This is a genomic window from Actinomyces sp. oral taxon 448 str. F0400, from assembly GCF_000220835.1.
Classification (GTDB): Bacteria; Actinomycetota; Actinomycetes; order Actinomycetales; family Actinomycetaceae; genus Actinomyces.
Window position 1 is genome coordinate 30,669 of record NZ_GL985606.1, and the last position, 23,145, is coordinate 53,813.

Genomic DNA, 23,145 nt, shown 5'->3' on the forward strand with positions numbered 1-23,145 from the left:
ACGGCGCCAGACACAGGGGGGCGCGCTGCGTGCGGCGCGCCCGGGGCGGGCACGGCGCCAGGCTCGTCCCGATCCCGGCGGGTCGGGCGGGATCCGTCGGGATCGGCGACGATGAAGGAGGGGCGGTAGGTGACGGAGGCGAAGTCGGGGCGGGCGGCCAGCAGTCGGTCGAGGGCGCCCCAGGTCTGGGTGGCGTGCCGGTCGGGCCGCGGCGGGAACAGCTCGAGGGACACGGTCGGGCGCGGTGCGCCCGGGGCGGGCACGGCGCCAGACACAGGAGGGCGCGCTGCGTGCGGCGCGCCCGGGGCGGGCACGGCGCCAGGCGCAGGGGCACGCGCGGAGTCGCCTGAGGGGGTGGTGGGTGTTGTCATCATTCGGTCTCCATCGGTCCTGGCGGAAGCACCCACCGCAAAGGGGTTGCTGCGGCATCGCCGAGCCAGGTCTCTCAGCCGCTCTGGATGGGACGAGCCGTACCCTAACGTCTCGCGACGTGCGAGGCAGCGAAGTCCAGCGATCGGGAAAACAACCAAAGGGTTGTTTGATTCCTCTGTCCCGTCACGCTGGCAGCGCAATCGGAGCGCTCCCCATCCCGGGGTCGTGACCCTGGCAAGGCCCTGCCCTAGGTTTGCCACATGACGGATATCGGCATCGCCACGGTCCGCGGCGTCAACCTGGCCGCGACGCTGTGCGTTCCCGAGACCGCGGATCCGCTGGACCTCCCCGCTCTCGACGCCGCTCTGGAGGAGGACGAGGAGGTCCCCATCCGCACCGAGGGCGTCGTCATCCTGGCGCACGACTTCCTCACCGACCGGCACGGCCTGGCGCACCGCCTCGACGGCATCGCCGCTCGCTACCGGCGGGCGGGCCTGACCACCGTGCAATTCGACTTCTCCGGCCTGGGTGAGTCCGACGACGATGTCATCACCCTCGCCGGCGAGGTCGAGGATCTCCGGGCCGTCGTCGGCTGGCTGGCGGACCGGGGCTTCGCCCGGCAGGCCATCCACGCCAACGGTTTCGGAGCGACCGCGGCCCTGCTCGCCCGGCCGATGCTGGTGCGCACCGTCGTCGTCGTGGGCGCGGTGGTGGGCCCGCAGTCCATCCTGTGGGAGAACGTCTTCTCCTCCGAGCAGCTCGATGAGCTCGACCGGCACGGCCTGACGCGTCTGCCCGATGACAACCCCAACCCCCGCCGGTGGGATGTGCTGAGCAGGGAGACGCTGGCCGACGTGTCGCTGCAGTCGCCGAACACGACCATGGCGGATCTGCCGTGGCCGATCCTCATGCTCCACGGCGCCCTGACCGACGAGTTCCCGGATACCGCCGAGGCCGCCGCCGAGGGCTTCGCCCTGCTGCCCGACGGCAGCCGGCTCCAACAGGTGCACGGCGACGACGCCGACGCCGCGCAGGCCGAGGTGGCGCGGCTGGCGATCGAGTGGGTCACGCGTCGGCTGCGCTGACCCGACGGACGATCGCCCGCATCCGCGCCTGCCGCGGCCCGCGCACCCGGCCATCATTGGGCTTGCCTCAGCTCGACCAGCACGCCGCGGTGGTCTGAGCCGGAAATGCTCAGCACTCGCCCCGCCGAGGCCGTCCACACGGACTCATCGACCAGGATGTGGTCGAGGGTCGCGCCGAGCAGGTCGGTGCGAGAAGCTGTCGGCCAGGTGGCGAGCCCCCCGATACCGGACTGCGTACCGGCATCCGCGCATCCGCCGAGATCCTTCAGTGGTGCGTGGTCGAGGGTCGCGTTGAAGTCACCGGCGACGATCGTCCCGGGCACGAGCGTCTCCGGCGCGCACTGCCGCGCGGCGGCGGTGACGGTGCGCGACCAGTCCTCCATGGTTCCGGGCAACGGCGCGATCGTGTGCACGCCCAGGAGCGTGGGTCGCACGTATCCGGCCGGTGTCGTCACATCCCCCGCGGGTCTGAGCAGCACGGCCCCGTGTCCGATGTCGTCAACCGGGCGATCCTCCTCGTACTCACCGAGAATGGGGGAGATCAGCACGGTGGTCGGGGCGACGGCGTCGTCGGTCCCCTCGCTCTCGGCGGCCCCGGAGTCGCCGGCGGCCTCCTCGCCGGCGCTTCGGCCGCCTCCGCTGGCCGAGGAGTGAACCGCGTAGGGGAGGCCGTCCCGGCTGAGGAGGTCGGCCAGTTCCCGGCCCTCGTCGGCCCCGGTCTCGGGAAGTACGACCACCTGCGCACCGGCGTCGTCGATGTCGGCGGCCAGTCGGGAGCGGTCGGCTCGGCCCTGAAGCGTGTTGAAGGTCAGGATCCTGACGGTGCCGTCCCAGGCGGCGGAGTCGATCACGGCCGGGTCGGCGGCGGTGACGACCTGGCCGCTATCGAGCCCGCGGTGGGCGAGCGCACCGGTGTGCGCGCCGGCGACGAGCAGGAGGACCACGGCCAGCACGGCCATGCGGCGTCCGCCCGTGCGGCGTGCGCGGCGTACGAGGGCCGCCGCTCCGACGACGAGCCCGAGGACGGCGAACCCGAAGGCCAGCGGACTGCGCAGGGCGATGACCTGGGAGAAGGGAAGGCGCTGGGAGAGCCGCAGCGAGCCGTTGAGAGGGCCGAGGGCGTCGGGCACCAGCGACAGGATGACCGCCAGGCACAGGCACACGACGATGACCCAGCCGAGGAAAGAGCGCCCACGGCGCCGAGCCCGGTGCGGGGCACCGGACTTCGGGGTCCGGGGGGTGCCGTCGGACGGAGGGGCCATGGCCCCATGTTGCCCTACGACGGGACGCCTCCGGGGGAAGCGTCCGGCGGTGTCGAGCGGGACTCTCACACATCTTTCCGGCGCCCTCCCGCCCATGGCGCGAGCAGCCCCTGCCATCACGCGGTTCTCGTCCGCCCGGCCGGCGCGCAACGCATGACGGAGAAGATGCGTAGAGGAAGCCCTACGTCTCGAGCCGCTGACGCCATGCGCGTGTCCCGAAGACCTCGGTGGAGGTCGCGGCGATGACGCAGGCGCGCTCCACGGCCGCGGCGAGTCCGGCGCCGGTCAGCCGACCGGGCGTCACATGGGCCAGGGCGTGGGCGAGCGCCCCGTGGAAGACGTCGCCCGCGCCGAGGGTGTCGGCCACCTCGACCTGTGGCGGGATGACGGAGCCGTGGATCCCGTCATGGCCGCCAGTACGACTCTCAGCATGACCATCAGCATGGTCCGCGGTGCACCACCACAGGGCGGGTCGCGCCCCGCGGGTGATGACGACGCCGCCGGCTCCGGCCTCGCGCAGCCATCGAGCCGCCTCCGCAGGCCCCGTGAGGGGGCCCGCGGGTCCGGGAGGGTAGAAGCGGGCCGATGCGGCGACCACATCGCAGCGTCCGGGCAGGTCGGCTGCGTCGTCCTTCCAGGAGCCGGCGTCCATGACGGTGAACGCGTCCGCTCCCGCCGCCAGGTCGAGGGCGAGCGCGGCCAGGGCGGGGTTGTGCCCGTCGATGAGGACGACGTCGGGCGGGGGCTCTCGGCCGTCTCCCGCCCGTGAGGCGTACACGTCCAGCGCAGCGGGGTCGGTGGCGGTGCGGGCATTGGTGGAGACCACGCAGCGCGCCCCGGTGGAGGCGGTGATGGTGCACGAGGAGACCGACAGGCCGGGGGCGGGGGATGCGGTCGGATCGGGGGCGTCGGTCCCGGCGGGGCCGAGCGCAGCGCAGTCGATGAGCTCGACGCCGGCCGCGGCCAGGTCGGCGCGCACGAGGTCGGCCAGAGGGCCGACCCCGACGGGCGCCGCTAACAGGGCCCGCCCGCCCAACGCGGAGAAGGCGACGGCAGCGTTGGTGGCCGGACCGCCGGCGGCGACGAGCTGGTCGAGGGCGACGATCTTCTCGTCGGGTTCGGGCGGCGCCTCGACGAGCTGGATGACATCGACGACGGTCAAGCCGCAGAACAGGCCGACGGGGCGGGCGGACGATCGGAGAGCATTCACTCCCCCATCCGACCCCGGGGCACGACGGAGGAGCCCGCCCGGCGGGCCGGGCGTCATGCCGGCCGGTAGGCGGTGATGCCCCCGCCCCTGCTGTCGTAGACGTACAGCGTGCCGTCCTTGACGATGTAGTTGCCCCCGGCGGACTTTCCGAGAGGAATCGGCTCCGAGGCCCTGCCTGTGGTCATGTCGACGAGATGGAGGAAGGATTCATCTCCTGTCCCCCCGGAGAACTCGGCGATCTGACCGCTCCCCGATAGGCGGATGGGCTGGATTTCGGTCCTCATGGAGCACTGACCGCCTCTATCTTCCTCTCTATCTGTGGTCGCCGAGTTATCCTTGCCGAGGTCGATCTCGTTGCCGTCGACGATAATGGACTGGCATGAGGGATCCGACTGCGAAACGGAGTAGGTGCCCTGAGCCCAGGACAGGTCCCCGTCCCGGAGCCACGCGCGCGCCTGGTCGAGGGTGAAAGGAGTGGGGGACCAGGGGTATGTGGTGACGGTCTCATCGACGCCGGTGTTGAACGACTCCTTGAGGGTGCCGTCGGCCTCGTAAAGGTAGTAGTAGTGGTAGACGTTACCCGCGCGATAGTCGGTGCCAGCGCTGAACCACCCGTCGGCGAGCTCGTAAGGGGGATTGACTTCTTCTTCTCCCTCGACCGGTACGGTCTCCCCGGAGGTGAGGTCGAGGAAGAAATAATCCGGCTCCTTCTCCGAGGTGCGGACCAGGGTGTGATCGCCCACGACCTGGCTCGTCTGAGGGATCAGAGAAGAGCTCGCCGGAATTTCTGTTTCCCATTTCTTGTCCGTCATGGACGTCCACAGCTCGCACGTCGTGCCGGAGCGGGCGACCACGCCGTCCTTCACTCTGCCCACCGAGGCGTCCGGATTCCACGGAGCTGTGGCGTGCTCCTGGGAGTCGATATTGACAAGGGTGTTCCCTACAACAATCTGCCCCTCCCAGATGTTGAGCCAGTACGTTTCGTTAATCCCGAACTCCTCCTCCCAGAGCTGCTCGGGCGTCCCGTCCCCCAGACGGAACACCGTGATGGTGGCGGAACCATTGCCGTTCATCACGCGGATGAGCTTATCTTTCACGACCTTGATGGTGCTCATCCCGCCGGCGCCGGCCGGAGCGTCCAGGCTCCACACCTCCTCGGCCCCGCCCAGCCAGGCGCTCGACCAGCGATCGCGCGAGTCCGCGGCGCTCCGGTCGCCCCGATCGCGCAGCACCCAGACGGCGAGACCGCCTCCGGTGGCCAGGACGAGCGCCGCCACCAGCGCGATCACGAGGACTGTCCGTCTCTTCCTCCCTGCGGGCGCAGGACCGCCGCGAGCGGAGGGGTCACCGCCGTAGGCCGAGGGCACGATGCCGTAACCGGGCGACAGCCCGTAGCCCGCCGCATCCTGGCCGCCGGCGGTGGAGTGCCGCTCCGCCGGGAATGACGTCGGGGCCGGTTGGGCGGGCCGATTCGTTCGCTCCGGCCGGCCCGGCGGGGCCGGCTGGCCCATGGGGTCCGGCTGAGGCATTCTGCCGTAGGGAACCGGTTGGGATTGACCAGGAACCGTCATACGGTCGAGCATGGCACACGTGCCCGCTCCGCGTGTGTTCTAGGCCTCATCAAGTTCTCCCGATCGAGCGAGGGCGGCGACGGTCAGCGGCCATTCGGAGGCGCACTCCCAGGCGCGCAGGCGGGCGCCGCTGCTCCGCTCCGACACGGTCGTAGGCGGGCGGCGCCGCTGCTCCGCGACCGGTCGCGGCCCGTGCCGAGGTGGGCCGGTCGCGGGTCTCGTAGGGCTCGGCGGGCCGGTCGCGGGTCTCGTAGGGCTCGGCGGGCCGGCCCGGGGAGGTCGCGAGCTCACGGCCGGCCTAGGAGGCGGTGAGGCCGAGGAGGCCCGCCGCATTGAGGCCGAGGAGGCGGTCGCGAACGGCGGGGTCGCTCACAGCGGCCTCAACAGTGCTCCTGGAGGCGAGAGGGTCCCCGTAGGGGGAGTTCGAGCCGAACAGGCACTGCTCGGGCACTGTCGCCGCGGCGGCGCGGACCATGAAGACCTGCAGGGCGCTGGACAGGTCCAGGTACAGGTTGGGGCGCTGCGCGGCGAGCTCGACGAGGGTCATGGCCGACATGCCGCCGAAGGCGCCGACGATGAGCGGCACGCGCGGGTAGCGGGCGGCCAGGTCGGCGTAGGTCCTGATGTCCTGGACGGTGTTGGGCGCGAAGCCGTGGGCGAGCACGGGCAGGCCCGCATGGTCGGAGGCGATCTGGAGAAAGGGTTCGAGGTCGGCGCCGTGTCCTCCTGCGGGGGTGATCTCCCCGATCCCGACGATGCTCGGGTTGAGCAGCTGGTTTTCGATGAGCTCACGCGCACCGGCGGGGTCCGCCGTGGGGCCGGCGGCGAAACCGACCGCTCCGGCGGGAGCGGCGTCCAGCGCGGCGATCAGCTCGGCGGTGCTGCGCACGTACGAGTCGGCAGGATCCGACTGCCCGTTCGCGCCGCCGTCGAGACCGCTGAGTAGACGGGCGAATTCACGTCGCAGCCCGTCCAATGCGACGGCGGACTCGGGGTGGAATCGGGTCGATAGCAGGACGGTGGTGTCGACGCCGGCGACGGCGGCGCGAGCGCGCTGCGCCGCCGGGTCGGCCCACAGGTGGGCGTGAATGTCGATGATCATGGTGGTGCTCCTTACGCGGATGCGGGCGTGCGCAGCAGGTGCCGCGCATTGCGACCCGCCGAGTGATTCGCCATGACCGTAGAGGTGCACACCAGTGTCAAGGTCAAGAATGCGGCTGAGCGGGGCCCGGCGGACGCGTGAGGAACCGGTCACCGGGCTCGCGACTCGCCGGACCCGGCGTCGGCAGGACCTCGGACAGGCCGCAGACGTCGGTATCGAGTCCCGTCGGGCCCGAGAGCGGGGACGACGACGGGGACGGCGGGGTGTCGTCGGATATGCGGCGGAGCCCGCCGCGGTTGAAGTCCCCGAGTGCGGCGACAGTTGCGGACGGCGAGTCATCCTGCAATAATTGACGGCCATTCGAGCTTTATCGTGTAAAAGGATTGATTATCGTGATTATTCGTGCACGACGGACCCACGATCACAGCCTCCAGCACGTTCAGGCCGATAGTGACAGACGAACCGAAGAATCCGCGGCCTTGAGCGAGGCTCGTGAATACCTTGAAGAATACGAGAGGCTTGTCGAGCATCTTAAAAAACACATTCCGGAGGACTTCTTCAAAAAACAACGTCTTTCATTCTCCCGAACATCATTGAATCTATTCGACTTCATCGCAGTCAGCGCCTTGCTTGCGGTAGCTCTCGGCATTGTATCGAACTTCCACTATAGTATCGATCATCTATCAGATGAGACTTCCTGGGGCTTCGTCGCTTCATTAATCGGCATCGTCTGGCGGGGATTCGCCCACTCATACCATTCCGTCTCTGAAGCAACATCTATGGGAGCCTCCTTCTTGACAATTGGATTCGCATTATTCTTCGGAATCCAATTCAAGGAGTCGAAATCGATTCCCGATGACGAGGAGAGACTACTTCTGAGCATCACCACGGGTGTGAACACCGTCGGGGCGGCCATATCGTGGTCGATCTTCCCGGCCGCATGCGGGAGCGGGAACGTCGGTACTACGCTGTTTCTGATCACAATCATCGTTGTTCAGTGCATGTTAGCATCATTAACGCGCTTGCCGAAGAAGCAGACGGTGGCCTCGTTATCAGAGGCCTGCTCCATGGCCAGAAAGGCGGCGGAGAAGCGACAGGACTTTATCGAGTCCGGCGGCTCCGAGTCGGGTTCCACAATAAAGGGTTATCAGAGTTGGCGGAGCACCTACGGCTGCCTTCTATTGTTAAGTTTTATAGTAGCATTCATCGTAATATTACTAGCCGCGGCAGGCCTATGTTGCGTATCTCACGCGTCTCATTCGAGCGGGTTCATGAGCTATCGCACCCTCATCACGTTTGCGCTATTTTTTCTCTTTTTCTTCGCAGTTCATCTAATAAGTGAGCTCAGGTACAAGAACTACCGCGCGGACCGCTGCCTACGCCTAGGATCACGACTGTATTTAGTGTGCTCGAACCTCATTCTTCTGACACCAATTATCACCGCAACACTAATTATTATGATAAAAACATATTTTGAATGCCATTTCGTCCTTCTGATATGTGAAATATTCTGGCTTCTTTCGGTCGTTTTTCTAGCTTTTCCAATAATATCCTGGAACAAAACTCTGCTTTCACGCATGATCTGCCGTTCTCTCACTATAGAGGTGATACGTCGCTATCGTACTGCGACCTACTTCAAGGACGAACTCTCACGCTACAATTAGATGAAGAGCCGGCAAGCATAACACCATCATTCTTCGGCGTGCGGGCCCGTTGCAAGCGCCGCCGGCCGTCCGCCGGTGCGCACTGGCGGGTGAAAGACCGGGCGGCTCCCTCCCCGGCCACGGGGCGCGAACATAGAGGAACATAAAGGGAGGAGGACTGGATGCTCGTCGGCGAGCTGGCGCGGCGCACGGGGTGCACACCGCGGATGATCCGCCACTACGAGAGGCACGGTCTGCTGGCGGGGCGGCGGCTGCTCAACGGCTACCGGGACTTCCCGCCCGAGGCGGTCGAGCAGGTCCGACGCATCCGCACCCTGCTCGACGCCGGCATGAATGTGGCGGCGGCGCGACCGCTGCTGGAATGCGTCGCCGACGACGGACGCCCCGCCGCCTGCGACGCGCTGCGCCGCCGAGTCGGCGAGGAGATCGCGGCGATCGACGAGCACCAGCAGCGGCTCGCGCGCACCCGCGCCGCGCTCCTGGCGCTCATCGGGCCGATCACGCCCAGCAGTCCGCCCACCCCGTCCACCGTCCCCGACCCGACCGGCCAGGCGCACGCAGAACAGACGCGTGGGGGGACAATGGACGGCCTATGAGGACCGCCGACACTGCCGAGAGCCCTGAGGACATGCCGCTGCCCGCGGCCGTCGGAGAACTCGACGATGACGCGGGCGCGGACGGCCCCGACGATGACGCGGGCGACCGCCATCCCGACCGCTCCGATGCGAGCCGGCGCCGCCCCGCCAGGCGCTCCGGGCGCCGCAACCACGGACGACGCGGCCGCCGTCGCGCTTGGGAGGGCTTCACCGACGAGCAGCTGGCCGCACGCGCCGCCGGCGTCCCCGCCCTCGTCTACCCCGACGAGCTGCCGGTCTCCACCCGTCGTGACGAGATCGCCGAGGCGATCCGCGATAACCAGGTCGTCATCGTCGCCGGCGAGACTGGGTCGGGCAAGACCACCCAGCTGCCCAAAATCTGCCTGGGGCTGGGTCGCGGCGTCACCGGCATGATCGGCCACACCCAGCCGCGGCGCATCGCGGCCCGCTCCGTCGCCGAGCGCATCGCCGGCGAACTGGGCACCCCCATCGGCCGCAACGGCGTCGTCGGCTACCAGGTGCGCTTCACCGAGGAGACCGGCCCCGCCACCCTGGTCAAGCTCATGACCGACGGCATCCTGCTCGCCGAGATCCAGTCCGACCCGATGCTGCGTCGCTACGACACGATCATCGTCGACGAGGCCCACGAGCGCAGCCTCACCATCGATTTCATCCTCGGCTACCTGGCCCGGCTTCTGCCCGCCCGCCCGGATCTCAAGGTGATCATCACCTCCGCCACCATCGACTCCGAGCGCTTCGCCGACCACTTCGGGCGCACGGCCGACCCGGACGCGGGCTCCGACGGCGTCACCGGCGGCAACGGCTCCCCCGACGCACGCGTCCCCGCCCCCGTCATCGAGGTCTCGGGACGCACCTACCCCGTCGAGGTCCGCTACCGCCCCCTGCTCGCCGACGACGCCGAGCCGGCCCAGGCGCCTCCCGCGCACGCCCCGGGCGGGAAAGGACCCTCCCCCGCCCCGCCGACGGGCCCCGCCCCCGCGGGAGAGCTCACCGACGCCGAGCTGGAGGCCCTGACCTCCCCCGACCCGGCGGTGCGGGCGGCCGCCCGCGAGCGCCGCGAGGCGATCCGCTCGGCCGCCGACCGCGCCGCCAAGCCGCGGGCCGATGAGTCGGCTGAGTCGGCCGGCCCGCAGGAGGACCGCGACCAGGTCACCGGGATCATCGACGCCGTCGACGAGCTCATGGCGGCGGGCCCGGGCGACATCCTCGTCTTCCTCCCCGGGGAGCGGGACATCCGCGACACCGAGGCCGCCCTCGTCGACCACCTGGGCCCGCGCCACGTCGCGGACGGACGGGCCCGGGTGCCGGGGGCCGTCGAGGTCGTCCCCCTGTACTCGCGTCTGTCCGCCGCCGAGCAGCATCGAGTCTTCGAAGCGCACTCGTGCCGTCGGATCGTGCTGGCCACGAACGTCGCCGAAACCTCGCTGACCGTGCCCGGCATCCGCTACGTGATCGACCCGGGTCTGGCCCGCATCTCCCGCTACTCCAACCGGACGAAGGTCCAGCGCCTGCCGATCGAGCCGGTCAGCCGGGCCAGCGCCGATCAGAGGGCGGGCCGCTGCGGGCGCGTGGCCGACGGCATCGCCATCCGCCTGTACTCCGAGGCCGACTATCTGGCGCGCCCGGAGTACACCGAACCGGAAATCCTGCGCACATCCCTGGCCAGCGTCATCCTGCAGATGGCGGCGCTCGGGCTGGGCGCGGTCGAAGACTTCCCGTTCCTGGATCCTCCCGATCCGCGGGCGGTGCGCGACGGCATCACCCTGCTCACCGAGATCGGGGCGATCGACAGGCCCTCCGATGGCGCACGCCGCGGGCCCAACGGCCGCAGCGCCCGCGGCGGCCGGGTCGCCCGAGAGCCCGGGGGGACCGGCTCGGCGATCCGCGGGCCGCGTCTGACGGCCATCGGGCGACGCCTGGCCCGCCTGCCCATCGACCCGCGTCTGGGCCGCATGCTGCTGCGCGCCGGCGAGCTGGGCTGCGCCGGGGAGGTCATGGTGATCGTGGCCGCCCTGTCCATTCAGGACGTGCGCGAGCGGCCCGCGGACAGGAAGGAGGCGGCCGACGCCATGCACCGGCGCTTCGCCGACCCCACGAGCGACTTCCTGACCTACCTCAACCTGTGGCGCTACCTGCGCACCCAGCAGCGCGAGCTGTCGGGCAGCGCCCTGCGCCGCATGTGCCGCGCCGAGTTCCTCCACTACCTGCGAGTGCGCGAGTGGTTCGACGTCCACTCCCAGCTGCGTCAGCTCGCCCGTCCGCTGGGGCTGGACGCCGCACCGGTCGAACTGCCCACCGCTCGCTCCATCCGGGCAACCGGCGCATCTCTGGAACCGGGGAGCCACGCCGCCCGGATCGCCCACGGGGATGTGGCGGCCGCCGTCGTCGCCCTGGGGCGCAGTGCGGACACGCCCGACGCCGACGCCATCCACCGGTCCCTGCTCGTGGGTTTGATGTCGAATATCGGCACCTGGGATCAGCGGCGGCGCGACTACGCCGGGACCCGCGGCACCCGCTTCACCATCTGGCCCGGCTCGGGACTGCGCCGCAAGACCTACGACTGGGTGATGACCGCCGAGCTGGTGGAGACGAGCCGGCTGTTCGCGCGCACCGTGGCGAAGATCGACCCCCGCTGGGTCGAGGAGATCGGCGAGCGGGCGGGCCTGACCAGGCACGTGTACGGCCAGCCGTACTGGTCGACGCGTCGGGGCGCCGCCATGGTTCACGAGAAGGTCCTGCTGTACGGGCTGACGCTGGTGGCGGACCGTCCGGTGACGCTCGCGAGCGTGGGCACGCCCGCCGCCCGCGAGGTGGCCCGGGAGATGTTCATCCGCAACGGGCTCATCGAGGGGGGCTGGCACGCCCGGTACGATTTCGTGGACAGGAACCGGGAACTGGTCGAGGAGATCGGCGACGTCGAGCGCCGTCGCCGCGTCCGCGGTCTGCTGGTCGGCGATGAGGTCTTGTTCGACTTCTACGACGACCGCCTGCCCGACGACGTGCACGGCGCGAACGACTTCGACGCCTGGTGGAAGCGGGAGAGGGGACGCCGTCCCGACCTGCTGGACTACACACGCGAACTGCTCCTGCCCGGCGGGGACGACGCGTCCGGCTACCCCGACTCCTGGGTTCAGGGGGATCTGACCCTGGGGCTCGCCTACGTGTTCTCACCGGGCGCCGACGACGACGGCGTGAGCGTGCAAGTGCCCCTCGAGGTGCTCGGGCGCCTGCGCCCGGACGGTTTCGACTGGCTCGTGCCCGGAATGCGGCCCGAGCTGTGCGTGGCGAGCATCCGGGCCCTGCCCAAGCGGGTGCGTCGACGGCTCGTACCGGCCCCCGATGTGGGCGCCCAGGTGTGGGCGACGATGCGCGAGCGGGTACCGGACGCCGACGGCGGGAGCGCCGACGGAGCCCCGTCGGCGCCGTCGGTCCCCTTCCGGGAGGCCTTCGCCGCGGCCGTGCACCGGTTGCGCGACGTCGAGATCACCGACGCCGACTGGGCCGAGGCCGAGCAGCGCCTGCCCGACCATCTGCGCATCGCCTTCGTCGCCCTGGACGCGCACGGCCGCGAGGTCGACCGCAGCAAGGACCTTCTCGCCCTGCAGCAGCGCCTGTCGGGACGCACCGAGCAGGCGGTGCGCTCGGCGGTTCGCGGGGCGCTGGCGCAGGCCATGATCGAGGCGCAAGATCGGGCCGGCGCTCGCGGGGGTCGGCGAGCGGGCGGGAGGCGCGCAGGCCGCCGGGGGGATCCGGCCCCCGGCAGAGGGACCACGGCGTCGGCGCCGGAACCGACGTCGGAGGCCGTTCCCGGGGCCGGCCCGGACGCGGGCGGCCGGCACGGCTCGATCCGCCGCGGCCTGGCCGAACGCGCGGGCCTGACCGACTGGCCCACGGGCGTACCGGGACTGGAGGGGCCCGAGCAGTCCACGATCCCGAAGACCGTGGAATCCACGGGCGAGGCCGGCCTGGTCGTACGCGGCTACCCGACGCTGCGGGCCGCCGGTGCGCGCAGCGCGGACCTGGTCATCCTGCCCGACGCCGCCGCTCAGGACCGTGAGCACGCGGCGGGGGTGACGGCGCTCGCCCTGGCGCGGACCTTCCTGCCCGCGGGGCGGGTGACGAGCCGGTGGAAGGCGACCGAGTCCCTGGCGCTGGCCACCAGCCCCTACCCGAGCACCGAGGCGCTCGTGGAGGATATCGAGCTGGCGGCGGCGCGCACGGTGGCGCAGCGGTGGGAGCGCTCGCGCACCGTGCCCCTGACGTCGGTGCGCACGAAGGCGGTTTTCGCCGAGCTGGTCGCGCTCATGCGCGATCAGCTCGAGGACGAGGTCTATCGAGTGGCGCAGGTGATCGTCAGCGTGCTCGCAGCCCGACAGGAGGTTGAGCGCGTCGTCGGGGCCCACACGTCCCTGGCGCTGCTGAACACCCTGCAGGAGGTGCGCGAGCACGCCGCAGCCCTGGTGGCCCCGGGTTTCGTCTCGGCGACGCCGCCCGACCAGCTGGTCCACCTGCCGCGTTTCCTCAGGGCTCTGGCGCTGCGGGTCGAGAAGGCGGAATCCTCCCCGAGCCAGGACGCCGCCCTGGCCTACCAGGTGGCCGAGGCGACCGCACTGGTTGACGGGGCGCGGGACCGGGCGTCCGCGCAACCGCCCGACGCCGAGCGCGAGGCGGCGCTCACCCGGGCGCGGTGGCTGGTCGAGGAACTGCGAGTGAGCCTGTTCGCCCAGACGCTGGGCACGAGCTGCAAGGTGAGCCTGAAGCGAATCAGCAGGCTCGTCGCCGGTATCTGACACCGCCGAGATCGACGTCTTCGACTGAAGTTGACGACGCCGCCGTCGAGCTCGGGCGAAAACGTCGATCTCGGCGGGAGGGGGGGCGATGCCGCGCTACCCGGCGGCCTCCGCGGTCGCGCTCTCCCCGACGGGGCGCACTCCGCGGGCTGCGAGGGCCTCCCGGGCCCGGCCCCAACGGCGGTCGTCGCGGTATCCGACCCACACCGGGACGAGTTCGAGCTCGTCGACGGCGTCGTGGAAGCCGCGGGAGTACTGCGATTTCATGGCCGCCGACAGCGTGCCCGCGGCGGCTCGCTCCTCCTGGCGTCCGCTGGATTGGAGGTGACGGATGAAGCCGCGCCGGTCCGCGGTCGCGATCGCCTTGGCGCTGTCGTCGACCTCGACCCACCGATGATCGGCCTCGATACCCAGCTCCTCATCTCCGTCCTCAAGATCGATCCCGCGGGCGGAAACCATGGAGGCCAGCAGCACCTGTCCCGTGTCCAGGTCGAGGTAGCCGCCGGAGACGTCACCGTAGGAGGCCATGACGTCGGCGAGTTCCTCCAGATCGACCGGCAGCGGCCGCCCGATCGGCTCGGTCCCCTGGATCCGGGCGAGGAGCTCGGCGCTGAGGATCGAATCGCCGTCCTCGTCGCGCCAGCGGAGTCTATCGCTCAGGGTCGCCATCACCGAGGCGAGCTCGCCGCTAGCTGCGTTCCGGCCGTGCCGGCTCCCCGCCGAGTGGATCGAGTCCCATGCCTCGAGGACGGCCTGGCCGATCTGCTGGAGCGCATGGTCGGCGTTGACCCCGGTCAGCGCCGCGATGAGCGCGCTGGGGTCGCCCGTGGCTCTGGCGGCCCGCACCGCCCGCAAGTCGATCCGCTCGGGTTCGACCTGGCCGAAGGTCATGAGGAAGGCGCGCACCTCCTTCTCCTCGGCGCGCACCTGCTTGCTCGTCAGGGCCGGGTCATCGCCGAGGAAATCCTCGTCGTCGTGGCGGGTGCGCCCGTACTGGTCGGGTAGAGCGCCCCACCCCCAGATCGCGGTGGGCTCCTGCACGACAACGCCCAGCTCCCGTTCGGGATCGCCCAATCTGGTCACCGTGCACCGGCAGGTCCAGTCGTCGCCGAAGTCGAAGACGTAGCGGAAGGCTTCCCCGACCCCGACATGATCCTTAACCCGGGCGTCGTGGCGCAGAACGCTGTCGATGAGAGCGCCGCCGGAGAACCCTCCCAGGCCGATCTCGAGGTTGGTGACATCATCGATGATGCGAGTGCCGTCGGCGAGCGTGAAGTCGCGCAAGTGCCCCAGATCCCACCGGGCCAGGGCGAGGTCGATCGCCACACCGAGCTGCTCGAAGGTGGTTGACGGCGGGAGGATGAGGTCTCGACCCGGAGGAGGCACGAAGATCTTCCCACGCCCGGAGAGGAGCTCAACGGAGATGATCTGCCAACGTCGTGCCATGGTGTCATCGTGGCAGCGCCTGCGCCGTCGGCCAAAACGGGGCTCGGCGCGTCCGTCCGGCCGCGGCTTCGAGATCGACATTCTGGTACGAGCTCGACGGCGCCGTCGTCAGCCTCAGCCCATAATGTCGATCTCGCGGGCCGCGCGCTCACAGCACAGCGGACAGGAGTCGGCAGACGTTGTCGATGTAGCGGCGCCACCAGGGTTCGGCCGCCCACTCCTCGGCGGTGAGCTCGAGCGAGACGCTGCGGTAGTGGGCGTCGTTGGCGCGCAGCAGGTCGTCGAGATCGCCGCCGAAAGCCAGCAGCATGACCTCGTAATTCAGAGCGAAGGAGCGGAAGTCCATGTTGGCGCTGCCGATGATCGCGATCTCATCGTCGACCGTCATGTACTTGGCGTGCAGCACGGTCGGCGCCGGGTAGCGGTAGATCCGCACGCCTGAAGCCAGCAGGGCCTGGTAATAGGAGCGCTGCGCATGGTTAACGATGAGATGGTCCGATTCCCGGCCTACGAACAACTCGACTTCGACACCGCGGTAGGCCGCCGTCGTCATCGCCGACAGCAGTGCCTCGTCGGGGACGAAGTAGGGGCTCGTGATGGATACGCGCTCAGTGGCGTTCTGAATGAGGGACAGCACCATTCGCAGGTTCGGCTCGGTGGGGTAGCCGGGGCCGGAGGGGACGAGCTGCATGGCGTTGACGACGGCGTCGGGCCGCCCCGGCTGGGGCGCGGGCGTGCCGACGGGCGCGGCGTCCTCCAGCACCTGGGCCACGGTCCGTGAGCCGCCCGCCTGCGGGAGAATGCTCTCCATGTCGAAGGCCTCGCCCGCCTCGAAGAACCAGTCCATGCCGAAGACGGCCTCCGCCTCGACGACGATGTCCCCGGCGACCTCCACGCTCAAGTCCGCCCAGGTGCGGCCGGCCCGGACGTTGGAGCGCAGGCGGTAGGTGGGGTCGATGATGTTGTGAGATCCGATGAAGGCGCGTTCGCCGTCGATGACGAGCAGCTTGCGGTGGTTGCGCAAGTCGGGGCGCCGGAAGCGCCGCTTGTGGGGCAGCAGTGGCATCATAAGGCGCCAGCGGATGCCAGCGGCGGTGAAGCGATGACCCAGGTCCCGCCACCCCGGGTACTTGCGCGACCCGAGGTGATCGATGAGCAGGCGCACGGTGACGCCCCGGGCCGCGGCCCGCTCGAGCGCGCGGTAGAAGACGTCGGTGACCGGATCCCATGACTGGATGTAGAACTCGACGTGGACGTGATGCGTGGCCGCATCGACGGCGCGAGCCATCTGCGCGTATGTCGCCGCGGAGTCCGCGTGCAGGGCGACGACATCACCGGTGACGCAGGGCAGCCCGGTCAGGGCGCGGTTCATCCGCAGAATGGAATCCAGCTGCAGCGAGCGCTGCGGACCGTCAGGGGCGTAGGGCACGTCCTTGGTGGCCTCCAGGGCGATCTCATTGACCTCCTCCTGCTGACGGCGGCGCTTGCCGTGGATCCACGGGCTGCCCAGGAAGATGTAGAGCGGCAGGCCGACGATCGGCAGCAGGAAGATGAGCAGCAGCCAGGCCGTGGATGATGCGGGACGGCGATTCTCCGGAATGGTTCCGAGCGCGACGATCTTGATCGCGTATTCGATGACGACCCAGGTCGTCGCCAGAAAGGGCGGCCATTCCATAGCCGCATCCTCGCACGGAAGTCGATGGAGGCCGCTCAGCTGCTCGCGGGCGGGCCCCGCGCGGGAGGGGAGGCGCGAACGGTCCCGCCGACGGCGGCGCCCGAGCGGGGCGTTGTCGGCGTACCGGGAACAGAACCCGCCCCGGCGCAGGGATGGTATCTGGGCGGGGCGGTGTCCCGTATGGGAGCGGGGCTGTCCACAGGGCAGCGCGGTCCCTGTTGGCAACGGCGTGTCGCCTAGGCTATGTTGCACCCATCACAGGCACCGCCGCCCCGACTCCGACACCCATCCCTGAAAGCCCCCGCCATGACACGCCCCTCCCCCGGCTCCCGCACAACCCCGACCACCGACCACACGACCGCCGCGCCCTCGACCACCGATGCGCTCCAGCGCCAGAACGCACCGCGCCCGGGTGGGTCGCGCGGGAGCGGGCCGCGGCGCGGCGGGCGGCCACTGGCCGCGCTCATCGCCTGCGCCCTGGCACTGGCCGCGATAACCGGCCCGACCTCCTGCACGGGCCACCGCGCCGATCAGGACCCCGCACCGGACTCCCAGGACCTCATGACCACCGCGGCCGCCCCAGCCAGCGCCTCACAGGACACAGCCCTGGGAGACGACCTGATCGCCAAACGCGACCAGGCCCGCGCCGCCGACCCGCCCGTCCAGGGCGAGCAAATCAACGACGACTCCCCCGAGGGCGCCACCCTGAGCGCCTACTACTTCCTCCTCCTCTACCGCTACGCCTTCATGACCGGCAGCACCGACGACATCAACGCCATGAGCGACACCGAATGCGTCTTCTGCCGCTCATTCATGGACGGAGCGAAGAAGCTCCACGACGAAGGAGGCTGGGTCGACTACTGGGACATCACCGTGGACAAAACGACCTACCACGACCCCACTGATGCCTTCCCCTACGTCCGCCTGGACACGACTGTCACCACCAGCGAAGCAACAAACCACAGCGGGGACGGAACCGAGACGATCTCACCGGCCGACCCCGAGCATACCCTCACCTTCGCCATGTATCACAACGGAACCCGCTGGATCATCCGAGAGGTGAAAACACAATGAGAAAACACCCAGCAAAAGCAGCACTAACGGCAATTTTCGCATCATGTTTAATCACAGCAGAAGTTTTTGCGACCGAAGGTGGCGGAGACTCTAACAATAATGCAGAATGGTCTGGATGGGAGCAAAACAACACAATTTTCATCGGATCTGAAACGTACCAGGAGATTTCTCCGCCAGCGGATTCACCCAGAACAACCGACACCCCCGGACAAGCCGGCGCCCCGGCCGAGAACGAAGCAACCGACTCCGCACCCGCAGTCGCCTACGCCGACGAGACCACCCAGCAGGCCCCGGCCCCCGGAGCATGCACCGTCTGGGACCCCCTCACAGACGACAAGCCCCCCGTCGCCATCTGCACCGCACTCCCGCAGCCCGACGATTCCGCGCCCGACGACCCCGCACCCGCCGAACCGGCCTCCGCACCACCAGCACCCCGCCCCCTGACCGTCACCGCCCGTGACGTCGCCACCGCCATCGCCGACGGCTCCGGCCTAACCCGCCAACCCCCGGGCCCCACCCTCCTCATCACCAAACCCCTCATCGTCTACACCAACCCCGCCCCCCAGAACCTGACCACCACCATCGCCACCACCACTGTTGACATCGAAGCCACCCCCATCGCCTACACCTGGGACTGGGGCGACGGAACCACAACCACCACCACCGACCCTGGAGCCCCCTGGCCCAACCCCACCATCACCCACCGCTACACCCGCACCGCCACCAACATCACCACCACCCTGACCACCACCTGGACCGCCCGCTACCGCCCCGCCGGCACCGCTCAATGGCACCACGTCAACGGCACCATCACCACCACCGAAACCTCCACTCCCTACACCATCACCCGCACCCTCACCTATCTCACCGACAACGCCGAAGAAGCCCACAACCACTGACCCCGTCCCCGCCCCGGCGGCTCCCCCCCCCCGGCTCTGCGCCTCACGTGAGCGTCGAGGGCGTGGGGTCTGCGAAAAGGGCGCGGAAATACCCGTAGAAGTTCCAGTTCCCCCAGCTGGTGCAGGCGTCGCCGCCGGAGGTCGCAGCGGGATCGGGCTGGTAAGGGGTGTAGTCGTACAGGCCCGCGGTCGCCTGATTGACCACTGTGATCTCGCCGGTGCCGCAGGACGCGTCCGGAGAGTACGCCAGCTGCACGGGCGCGCCGGCGACCACTTGGAAAGCCTCGGGGTTCAGGCGGTAGTCCTGGAACTGGGAGGCGGCCCCGTACAACTGCTGGAAGAACCCGGCGTACTGCGGATCGCACTGGGTGCCGTCGGGGCAGGCGTAGCCCGCGGCGGTCTCGTAGTCGCGGGCCGTCAGCGTCGCGCCGGATGACGTGAGCAGCCCTTCCTCCTTCTGGAGAAGCACCAGCAGCACCTGCGGGTTGATATCGCAGGCGGTGGCGACCTTCGAGATGACCTGTGCGGCGTTCTCGGCCCTCGCCCCCTGATAGCCGCCCGGGCAGGCGGCGGTCTCCTCGCGGTCCTCGGTGTCGAAGCTCGCTTCGGCCAGGCAGGCCGTGCCGTCACGCCCGGTCTGGCACCCGGAGTTGACCTGGTCGATGAAGGCGGTGATCTCCTCGGCCGTCATGGTGGTGGAGTCGTAGAAGACGTCGTCGTCGATTATGTGCGTGGCATCGAAGCCGGTCATGTCAGTCGCGATGGGAACCGGCCCGCCCCGACCGGCGGTCGGCGCGGAGCTCGTCAACGGTTCGGACTCGATGACGCGGGCCGCGAGCAGGCCCACCGCGACGGTGATCGCGAATGCGATCAGCATGAGGCCCAACGGAGAGATGAGCGCGCGCACCAGCGGGTTGCGATTGCGTCGGCGTCTCGTGCGCGGCCCTCCGCGCGGGTCCCCACCGCCGGATCCGCCGCGTGAACCGACCGGGCGGGCCCCGCCACCGCGGACGCCGCCGGCACCGCTCTCGCCGGTGCGAGGGCCCGAGCGCGCGGAGGCGGGTCGCACCGTCGCGGCAGAGCCGGAGCCGGGGCGGCTTCGGCAGGGGCGGCGGCGCGGGGCAGGGTGAGGACGCTGAGACATCGGCGCCATGCTGCCACAGTCCGGCGGCCGACCCGCTACGTCCGGCCGTGCCCTCCGTCGTCGTGGCATCCTCTGCGCGAGGTGGCCGACCCGCTACCCTCGGTCCGTGCACCTGTCCGACGCGCTGTCCCTGGCCCGCAGTCTCATGGTCGAGTACGACGTCGAGGACTGGGATCTCGCCCTGGACCGCGCCCGGCGCCGGGCCGGGCAGACCGATCAGGCGCGTCGTCGGATCACGCTCTCACGTCATCTCATGAGCCTGTACGACGAGGCCGAGGTGCGTGAAACGGTCCTCCATGAGATCGCCCACGCGCGCGTTGGCGCCGGTCACGGGCACGACGCCGTGTGGCGGGCGGAAGCCCACCGCATCGGCTCGACCGGGGAGCGTCTGGTCAGCCCGCACGCCCCGCAGATGGAGGGCCGGTGGCTGGGCATCTGCCCGGCGGGCCATACGGTCACGCGGATGCGGCGCCCCTCGGTGCCGCTGGCCTGCGCCGTATGCTCGCGCTCCTTCCGAGCCGAGAATCTGCTCGACTGGCGGCTGGACGGCCTCCCCGCCGCCCCGGAGCAGATCGGGCCGCGCTACGCGCACGCCCTCGCCCGGCTGCGACGTCGAACCGGATGAGGGGCCGTCTTCGAGCCGGAGGACGGGACCCATCGCGCATTCGGCGCCGCAGACAGGTCGTTCCCTTTCGACTCGCCGTGGACGCGGACGGAAGCAGGCAGGATGGAGAGAGCTATGGGGAGGGCTCCCCGTTTCCGTGCCGGAGGAAGACCGGCGCCCGTCATGTCTGGAAGACTCCATGCGGCGGCCCCGGCGGCCGCGTCCGCGAATTCGAAGGAGCACTCATGATCGTCACCACCACCCCCACCGTCGAAGGCTACCCCGTCACCGCGTACCTGCGCGTCGTGTGCGGCGAGACCATCGCCGGTGTCAATGCTTTCAAGGACATGGCCGCCGGCCTCCGCAACATAGTCGGCGGACGCTCGGAGTCCTACGAACAGGAGCTGATCCAGGCCCGCGAGAGCGCGCTGGCCGAGATGGTCCAGCGGGCCCAGGAGCTCGGCGCCGAAGGCGTCGTCGGCGTCGACATCGACTACGAAACGCTCGGCCAGAACAACGGCATGCTCATGGTGACGGCCGCGGGCACGGCCGTGCGCTTCTCTTCCAACCAGCAAGGCAACGTCGGATACTGAGGTTCGGCCCGCGCTCACGCCTCGCACTCGCGACGACGACGCCCGCCGCGCTCGGGCGAGGCGCCGGCGCGCAACCCGAGCACCCCGCGGAGCCGCGGTCCGGGACGGGCTGCGCGAAACCCGGTGCTCGGAACTACGTGAGCCGGGATAACATCGTCGCGCCACCGGCGAGCGCGAAGATCGTGGAGGCCACGATGGCGATCACCTGCCAGATGAGGAGGGCCCGCGCCCACGTGCGTCGAGACGTCCCACTCACGATGGACACCACGATGAGGTAGATGAGGCCGATGACGGGCAGGTGGGCGATGAGCACCGCTACCATCCAGCCGCCGAGCGATTCGCGGGGCTCGGGAGGCGCAACCTCCTGAGGCCCGGCAACCGCCGGGGCCGAGACTGCGGCGGGCGGACCGGCGAACTGGGCCGCAGGCGAGGCGGTTTTGAGGGCGTAGTCGCCTGGGCCGTACCCGGTCGGCGGGTCAGGGTAGGCGTCAGGGCGAGCCGGGTAAGCACCGTTCCCGAGCGACCCCGCACCACCGCCGGCTGGAGCCGACCCGGAGGGAGCCGACCCTGGCGCGGAATAGGCCGGAGCCGGCCCGGAGGAGGCCGACGCGGACCCGGAGCCCGGCACCGGTCCCGCGGGCATCTGGAAGTCGGCACTACCAGCAGCGGGCGCTGCGTACTGCGTCGGAGTCGTCGGTTCAGCACTCGGACGGTGGCCGTCCCTGGGAACGGCCACCGTCTCAACCGCCCACTCCGGCACGGCGCCGCCGGCCGCCGAACCCGCCCCGGAGGGAGCCGACTCGGGCCCGGAGCCCGGCACCGATCCCGCCGGCGCGCTCGCACCGACCGCCGGCGTCTGGAACTGGAAGCCGGGTGCTCCCCCGGTCGATGCGTCGGAAGCGCCGGACCGCGCAGCAGCCGGGGAGCCCAGGGAGCCGGGCGATGGTGTTCCGGGGCGGGTGGCTGAAGACGACCGGCTCGCGGGCGGCGGGCCGGAGACGGTCGGAATGCTCGAGACCGTAGGCGCCTGTCCGGTGGGCGCCGCCGCGTCGGGGCGATTCGCGCCCGTCGCGGGCGCACCGGCGTCCCGGGGCCCGACCGTCGGCGGCCGACCGGCGACGGCCGGGCCAGCGGTTCCGCCGTGGGGGTCTGCGCCGATCGTGCCGGGAGCGGGCCATGTGGTCGCCGACGCCTCGGGGGCGGTCGGTCCCGGCCGCCCGTACGCGTCGCCGACAGGACGTGCTCCCGCGGCTCCGGCACTGGTCCCGGGATCCGTCGTCCCCGGCCCGGAGCCGGGATGCCGGGGCATCCGCCCGCGCCCGGCGGGCCCCGCCTCGGAGGCCGGCTGCCCGACCGTCGCGTTCGGCCCGGGTCTGCCCGAGGGCAGGATCACCGTCTCCGCCGCGGCGTCGGGCATGTCGTCGGCCTCGGAGCCCGGCGACGTCGGGGCGGCTGCGGCGGTCTCGCGGGCCCGGCCCGCATTCGAATCCTCGGGCCCGCTCACGGTGGGCTTCTCGGGCGCGGACGGCCCGGCGGACTGAGCCGGCGGCACCGGAAGCGACGCCTGAGGCTGCCCGCCACGGCGCATCCTCTCCAGGTCACGGGGATCGACCCGCACGGTCTCCATGGCGTAGGGGAGGTCGGGCGGCTCGGACTGCGACGCCGGGCTGGGTTCGGCACCATCGCGGGCCGTCTGGCCCGACGACGGCGGAACCGCGTCCGGTGCGGGGGTCGAGGGGTCGTTGATATGCGGCTGCTGAGACTCCGACACGACGGGGCTCCTTCGAGAGGGGCACCGGGAGGCTCCCGGTGGACACGACGCCTCCACCCTACGGCGCCGAGAGGTCCATGTCGGGGAGGTTCGCCGGTCGATACGACCTCATCCCCTCACCCTCCTGCTCCTCCTTGCTCGGAGTCGACTTTTTCGTACGAGGTTGACGACGGCGGCGTCAACCTCGTACGAAAAAGTCGGCCTCGGCGGTGGGGGCGGCCGTATCAATACCGTCGTTGTATGGAATTCATCTGTGGTATGGGGGT

16 protein-coding genes, 1 pseudogene and 1 riboswitch are annotated in these 23,145 nt (G+C 70.1%); of the genes and pseudogenes, 8 read left to right on the top strand and 9 right to left on the bottom strand.

What is annotated here, in order from left to right; translation table 11 throughout:
* Positions 1–233 (bottom strand): annotated as a pseudogene (locus HMPREF9062_RS13300) (methylenetetrahydrofolate reductase); the annotation flags it as partial.
* Between the two features lie 145 nt (positions 234–378).
* Positions 379–465, bottom strand: a riboswitch (SAM riboswitch).
* A gap of 167 nt (positions 466–632) precedes the next feature.
* Here HMPREF9062_RS13300 and HMPREF9062_RS00165 point away from each other — a divergent pair.
* Entirely contained in the window at positions 633–1,457 is an 825-nt protein-coding gene (locus HMPREF9062_RS00165; protein ID WP_009409564.1) for an alpha/beta hydrolase family protein, read from the top strand.
* A 53-nt stretch (positions 1,458–1,510) separates the two neighbouring features.
* On the opposite strand, the gene HMPREF9062_RS00170 is transcribed toward HMPREF9062_RS00165, so the two are convergent.
* The 4 genes from HMPREF9062_RS00170 to HMPREF9062_RS00185 all read right to left on the bottom strand — a co-directional run bounded on the left by HMPREF9062_RS00170 (position 1,511) and on the right by HMPREF9062_RS00185 (position 6,602).
* A complete protein-coding gene (locus HMPREF9062_RS00170) occupies positions 1,511–2,719 on the bottom strand; it encodes an endonuclease/exonuclease/phosphatase family protein (protein ID WP_009409565.1) in 1,209 nt (402 codons plus the stop codon).
* A gap of 181 nt (positions 2,720–2,900) precedes the next feature.
* Positions 2,901–3,929 carry a PfkB family carbohydrate kinase gene (locus HMPREF9062_RS13735; protein ID WP_009409566.1) on the bottom strand — a complete coding sequence of 343 codons (1,029 nt, stop codon included), beginning with the start codon at positions 3,927–3,929 and terminating at the stop codon, positions 2,901–2,903.
* 53 nt (positions 3,930–3,982) lie between these two features.
* Positions 3,983–5,500 carry a hypothetical protein gene (locus HMPREF9062_RS11980; RefSeq protein WP_156789913.1) on the bottom strand — a complete coding sequence of 506 codons (1,518 nt, stop codon included), beginning with the start codon at positions 5,498–5,500 and terminating at the stop codon, positions 3,983–3,985.
* 298 nt (positions 5,501–5,798) lie between these two features.
* Positions 5,799–6,602: an amidohydrolase family protein gene (locus HMPREF9062_RS00185; RefSeq protein ID WP_009409568.1), complete on the bottom strand. Its 804-nt coding sequence runs from the start codon at positions 6,600–6,602 to the stop codon at positions 5,799–5,801.
* 392 nt (positions 6,603–6,994) lie between these two features.
* On the opposite strand from HMPREF9062_RS00185, the gene HMPREF9062_RS12705 reads away from it, so the two are divergent.
* The 3 genes from HMPREF9062_RS12705 (at position 6,995) to HMPREF9062_RS00195 (ending at position 13,673) form a co-directional block, all read left to right on the top strand.
* On the top strand, positions 6,995–8,266 hold the full coding sequence (locus tag HMPREF9062_RS12705) for a hypothetical protein (RefSeq protein ID WP_009409570.1): 1,272 nt from the start codon (positions 6,995–6,997) through the stop codon (positions 8,264–8,266).
* A gap of 161 nt (positions 8,267–8,427) precedes the next feature.
* On the top strand, positions 8,428–8,862 hold the full coding sequence (locus HMPREF9062_RS00190) for a MerR family transcriptional regulator (RefSeq protein ID WP_009409571.1): 435 nt from the start codon (positions 8,428–8,430) through the stop codon (positions 8,860–8,862).
* Entirely contained in the window at positions 8,859–13,673 is a 4,815-nt protein-coding gene (locus HMPREF9062_RS00195; RefSeq protein ID WP_009409572.1) for a DUF3418 domain-containing protein, read from the top strand. The genes HMPREF9062_RS00190 and HMPREF9062_RS00195 overlap by 4 nt, the downstream gene beginning before the upstream one ends.
* Positions 13,674–13,769: 96 nt before the next feature.
* On the opposite strand, the gene HMPREF9062_RS00200 is transcribed toward HMPREF9062_RS00195, so the two are convergent.
* Positions 13,770–15,119 carry an IS1096 element passenger TnpR family protein gene (locus HMPREF9062_RS00200; RefSeq protein ID WP_009409573.1) on the bottom strand — a complete coding sequence of 450 codons (1,350 nt, stop codon included), beginning with the start codon at positions 15,117–15,119 and terminating at the stop codon, positions 13,770–13,772.
* 148 nt (positions 15,120–15,267) lie between these two features.
* Positions 15,268–16,794: a phospholipase D-like domain-containing protein gene (locus HMPREF9062_RS00205; RefSeq protein WP_009409574.1), complete on the bottom strand. Its 1,527-nt coding sequence runs from the start codon at positions 16,792–16,794 to the stop codon at positions 15,268–15,270.
* Between the two features lie 306 nt (positions 16,795–17,100).
* On the opposite strand from HMPREF9062_RS00205, the gene HMPREF9062_RS00210 reads away from it, so the two are divergent.
* Positions 17,101–17,868: a DUF6318 family protein gene (locus HMPREF9062_RS00210; RefSeq protein ID WP_009409576.1), complete on the top strand. Its 768-nt coding sequence runs from the start codon at positions 17,101–17,103 to the stop codon at positions 17,866–17,868.
* Positions 17,865–18,767: a hypothetical protein gene (locus tag HMPREF9062_RS11985; protein ID WP_050795223.1), complete on the top strand. Its 903-nt coding sequence runs from the start codon at positions 17,865–17,867 to the stop codon at positions 18,765–18,767. The genes HMPREF9062_RS00210 and HMPREF9062_RS11985 overlap by 4 nt, the downstream gene beginning before the upstream one ends.
* Before the next feature lie 43 nt (positions 18,768–18,810).
* Here HMPREF9062_RS11985 and HMPREF9062_RS00220 read toward each other — a convergent pair whose 3' ends face one another.
* Positions 18,811–19,644, bottom strand: coding sequence for a hypothetical protein (locus HMPREF9062_RS00220; RefSeq protein WP_156789914.1), 834 nt, complete (start codon positions 19,642–19,644; stop codon positions 18,811–18,813).
* Between the two features lie 373 nt (positions 19,645–20,017).
* On the opposite strand from HMPREF9062_RS00220, the gene HMPREF9062_RS00225 reads away from it, so the two are divergent.
* Both HMPREF9062_RS00225 and HMPREF9062_RS00230 read left to right on the top strand, forming a co-directional pair.
* Positions 20,018–20,536 carry a SprT-like domain-containing protein gene (locus tag HMPREF9062_RS00225; RefSeq protein ID WP_009409579.1) on the top strand — a complete coding sequence of 173 codons (519 nt, stop codon included), beginning with the start codon at positions 20,018–20,020 and terminating at the stop codon, positions 20,534–20,536.
* A gap of 224 nt (positions 20,537–20,760) precedes the next feature.
* On the top strand, positions 20,761–21,108 hold the full coding sequence (locus tag HMPREF9062_RS00230; protein WP_009409580.1) for a heavy metal-binding domain-containing protein: 348 nt from the start codon (positions 20,761–20,763) through the stop codon (positions 21,106–21,108).
* A 133-nt stretch (positions 21,109–21,241) separates the two neighbouring features.
* Here HMPREF9062_RS00230 and HMPREF9062_RS13310 read toward each other — a convergent pair whose 3' ends face one another.
* On the bottom strand, positions 21,242–22,879 hold the full coding sequence (locus HMPREF9062_RS13310) for a hypothetical protein (RefSeq protein WP_009409581.1): 1,638 nt from the start codon (positions 22,877–22,879) through the stop codon (positions 21,242–21,244).
* Between the last annotated feature and the right edge of the window lie 266 nt (positions 22,880–23,145).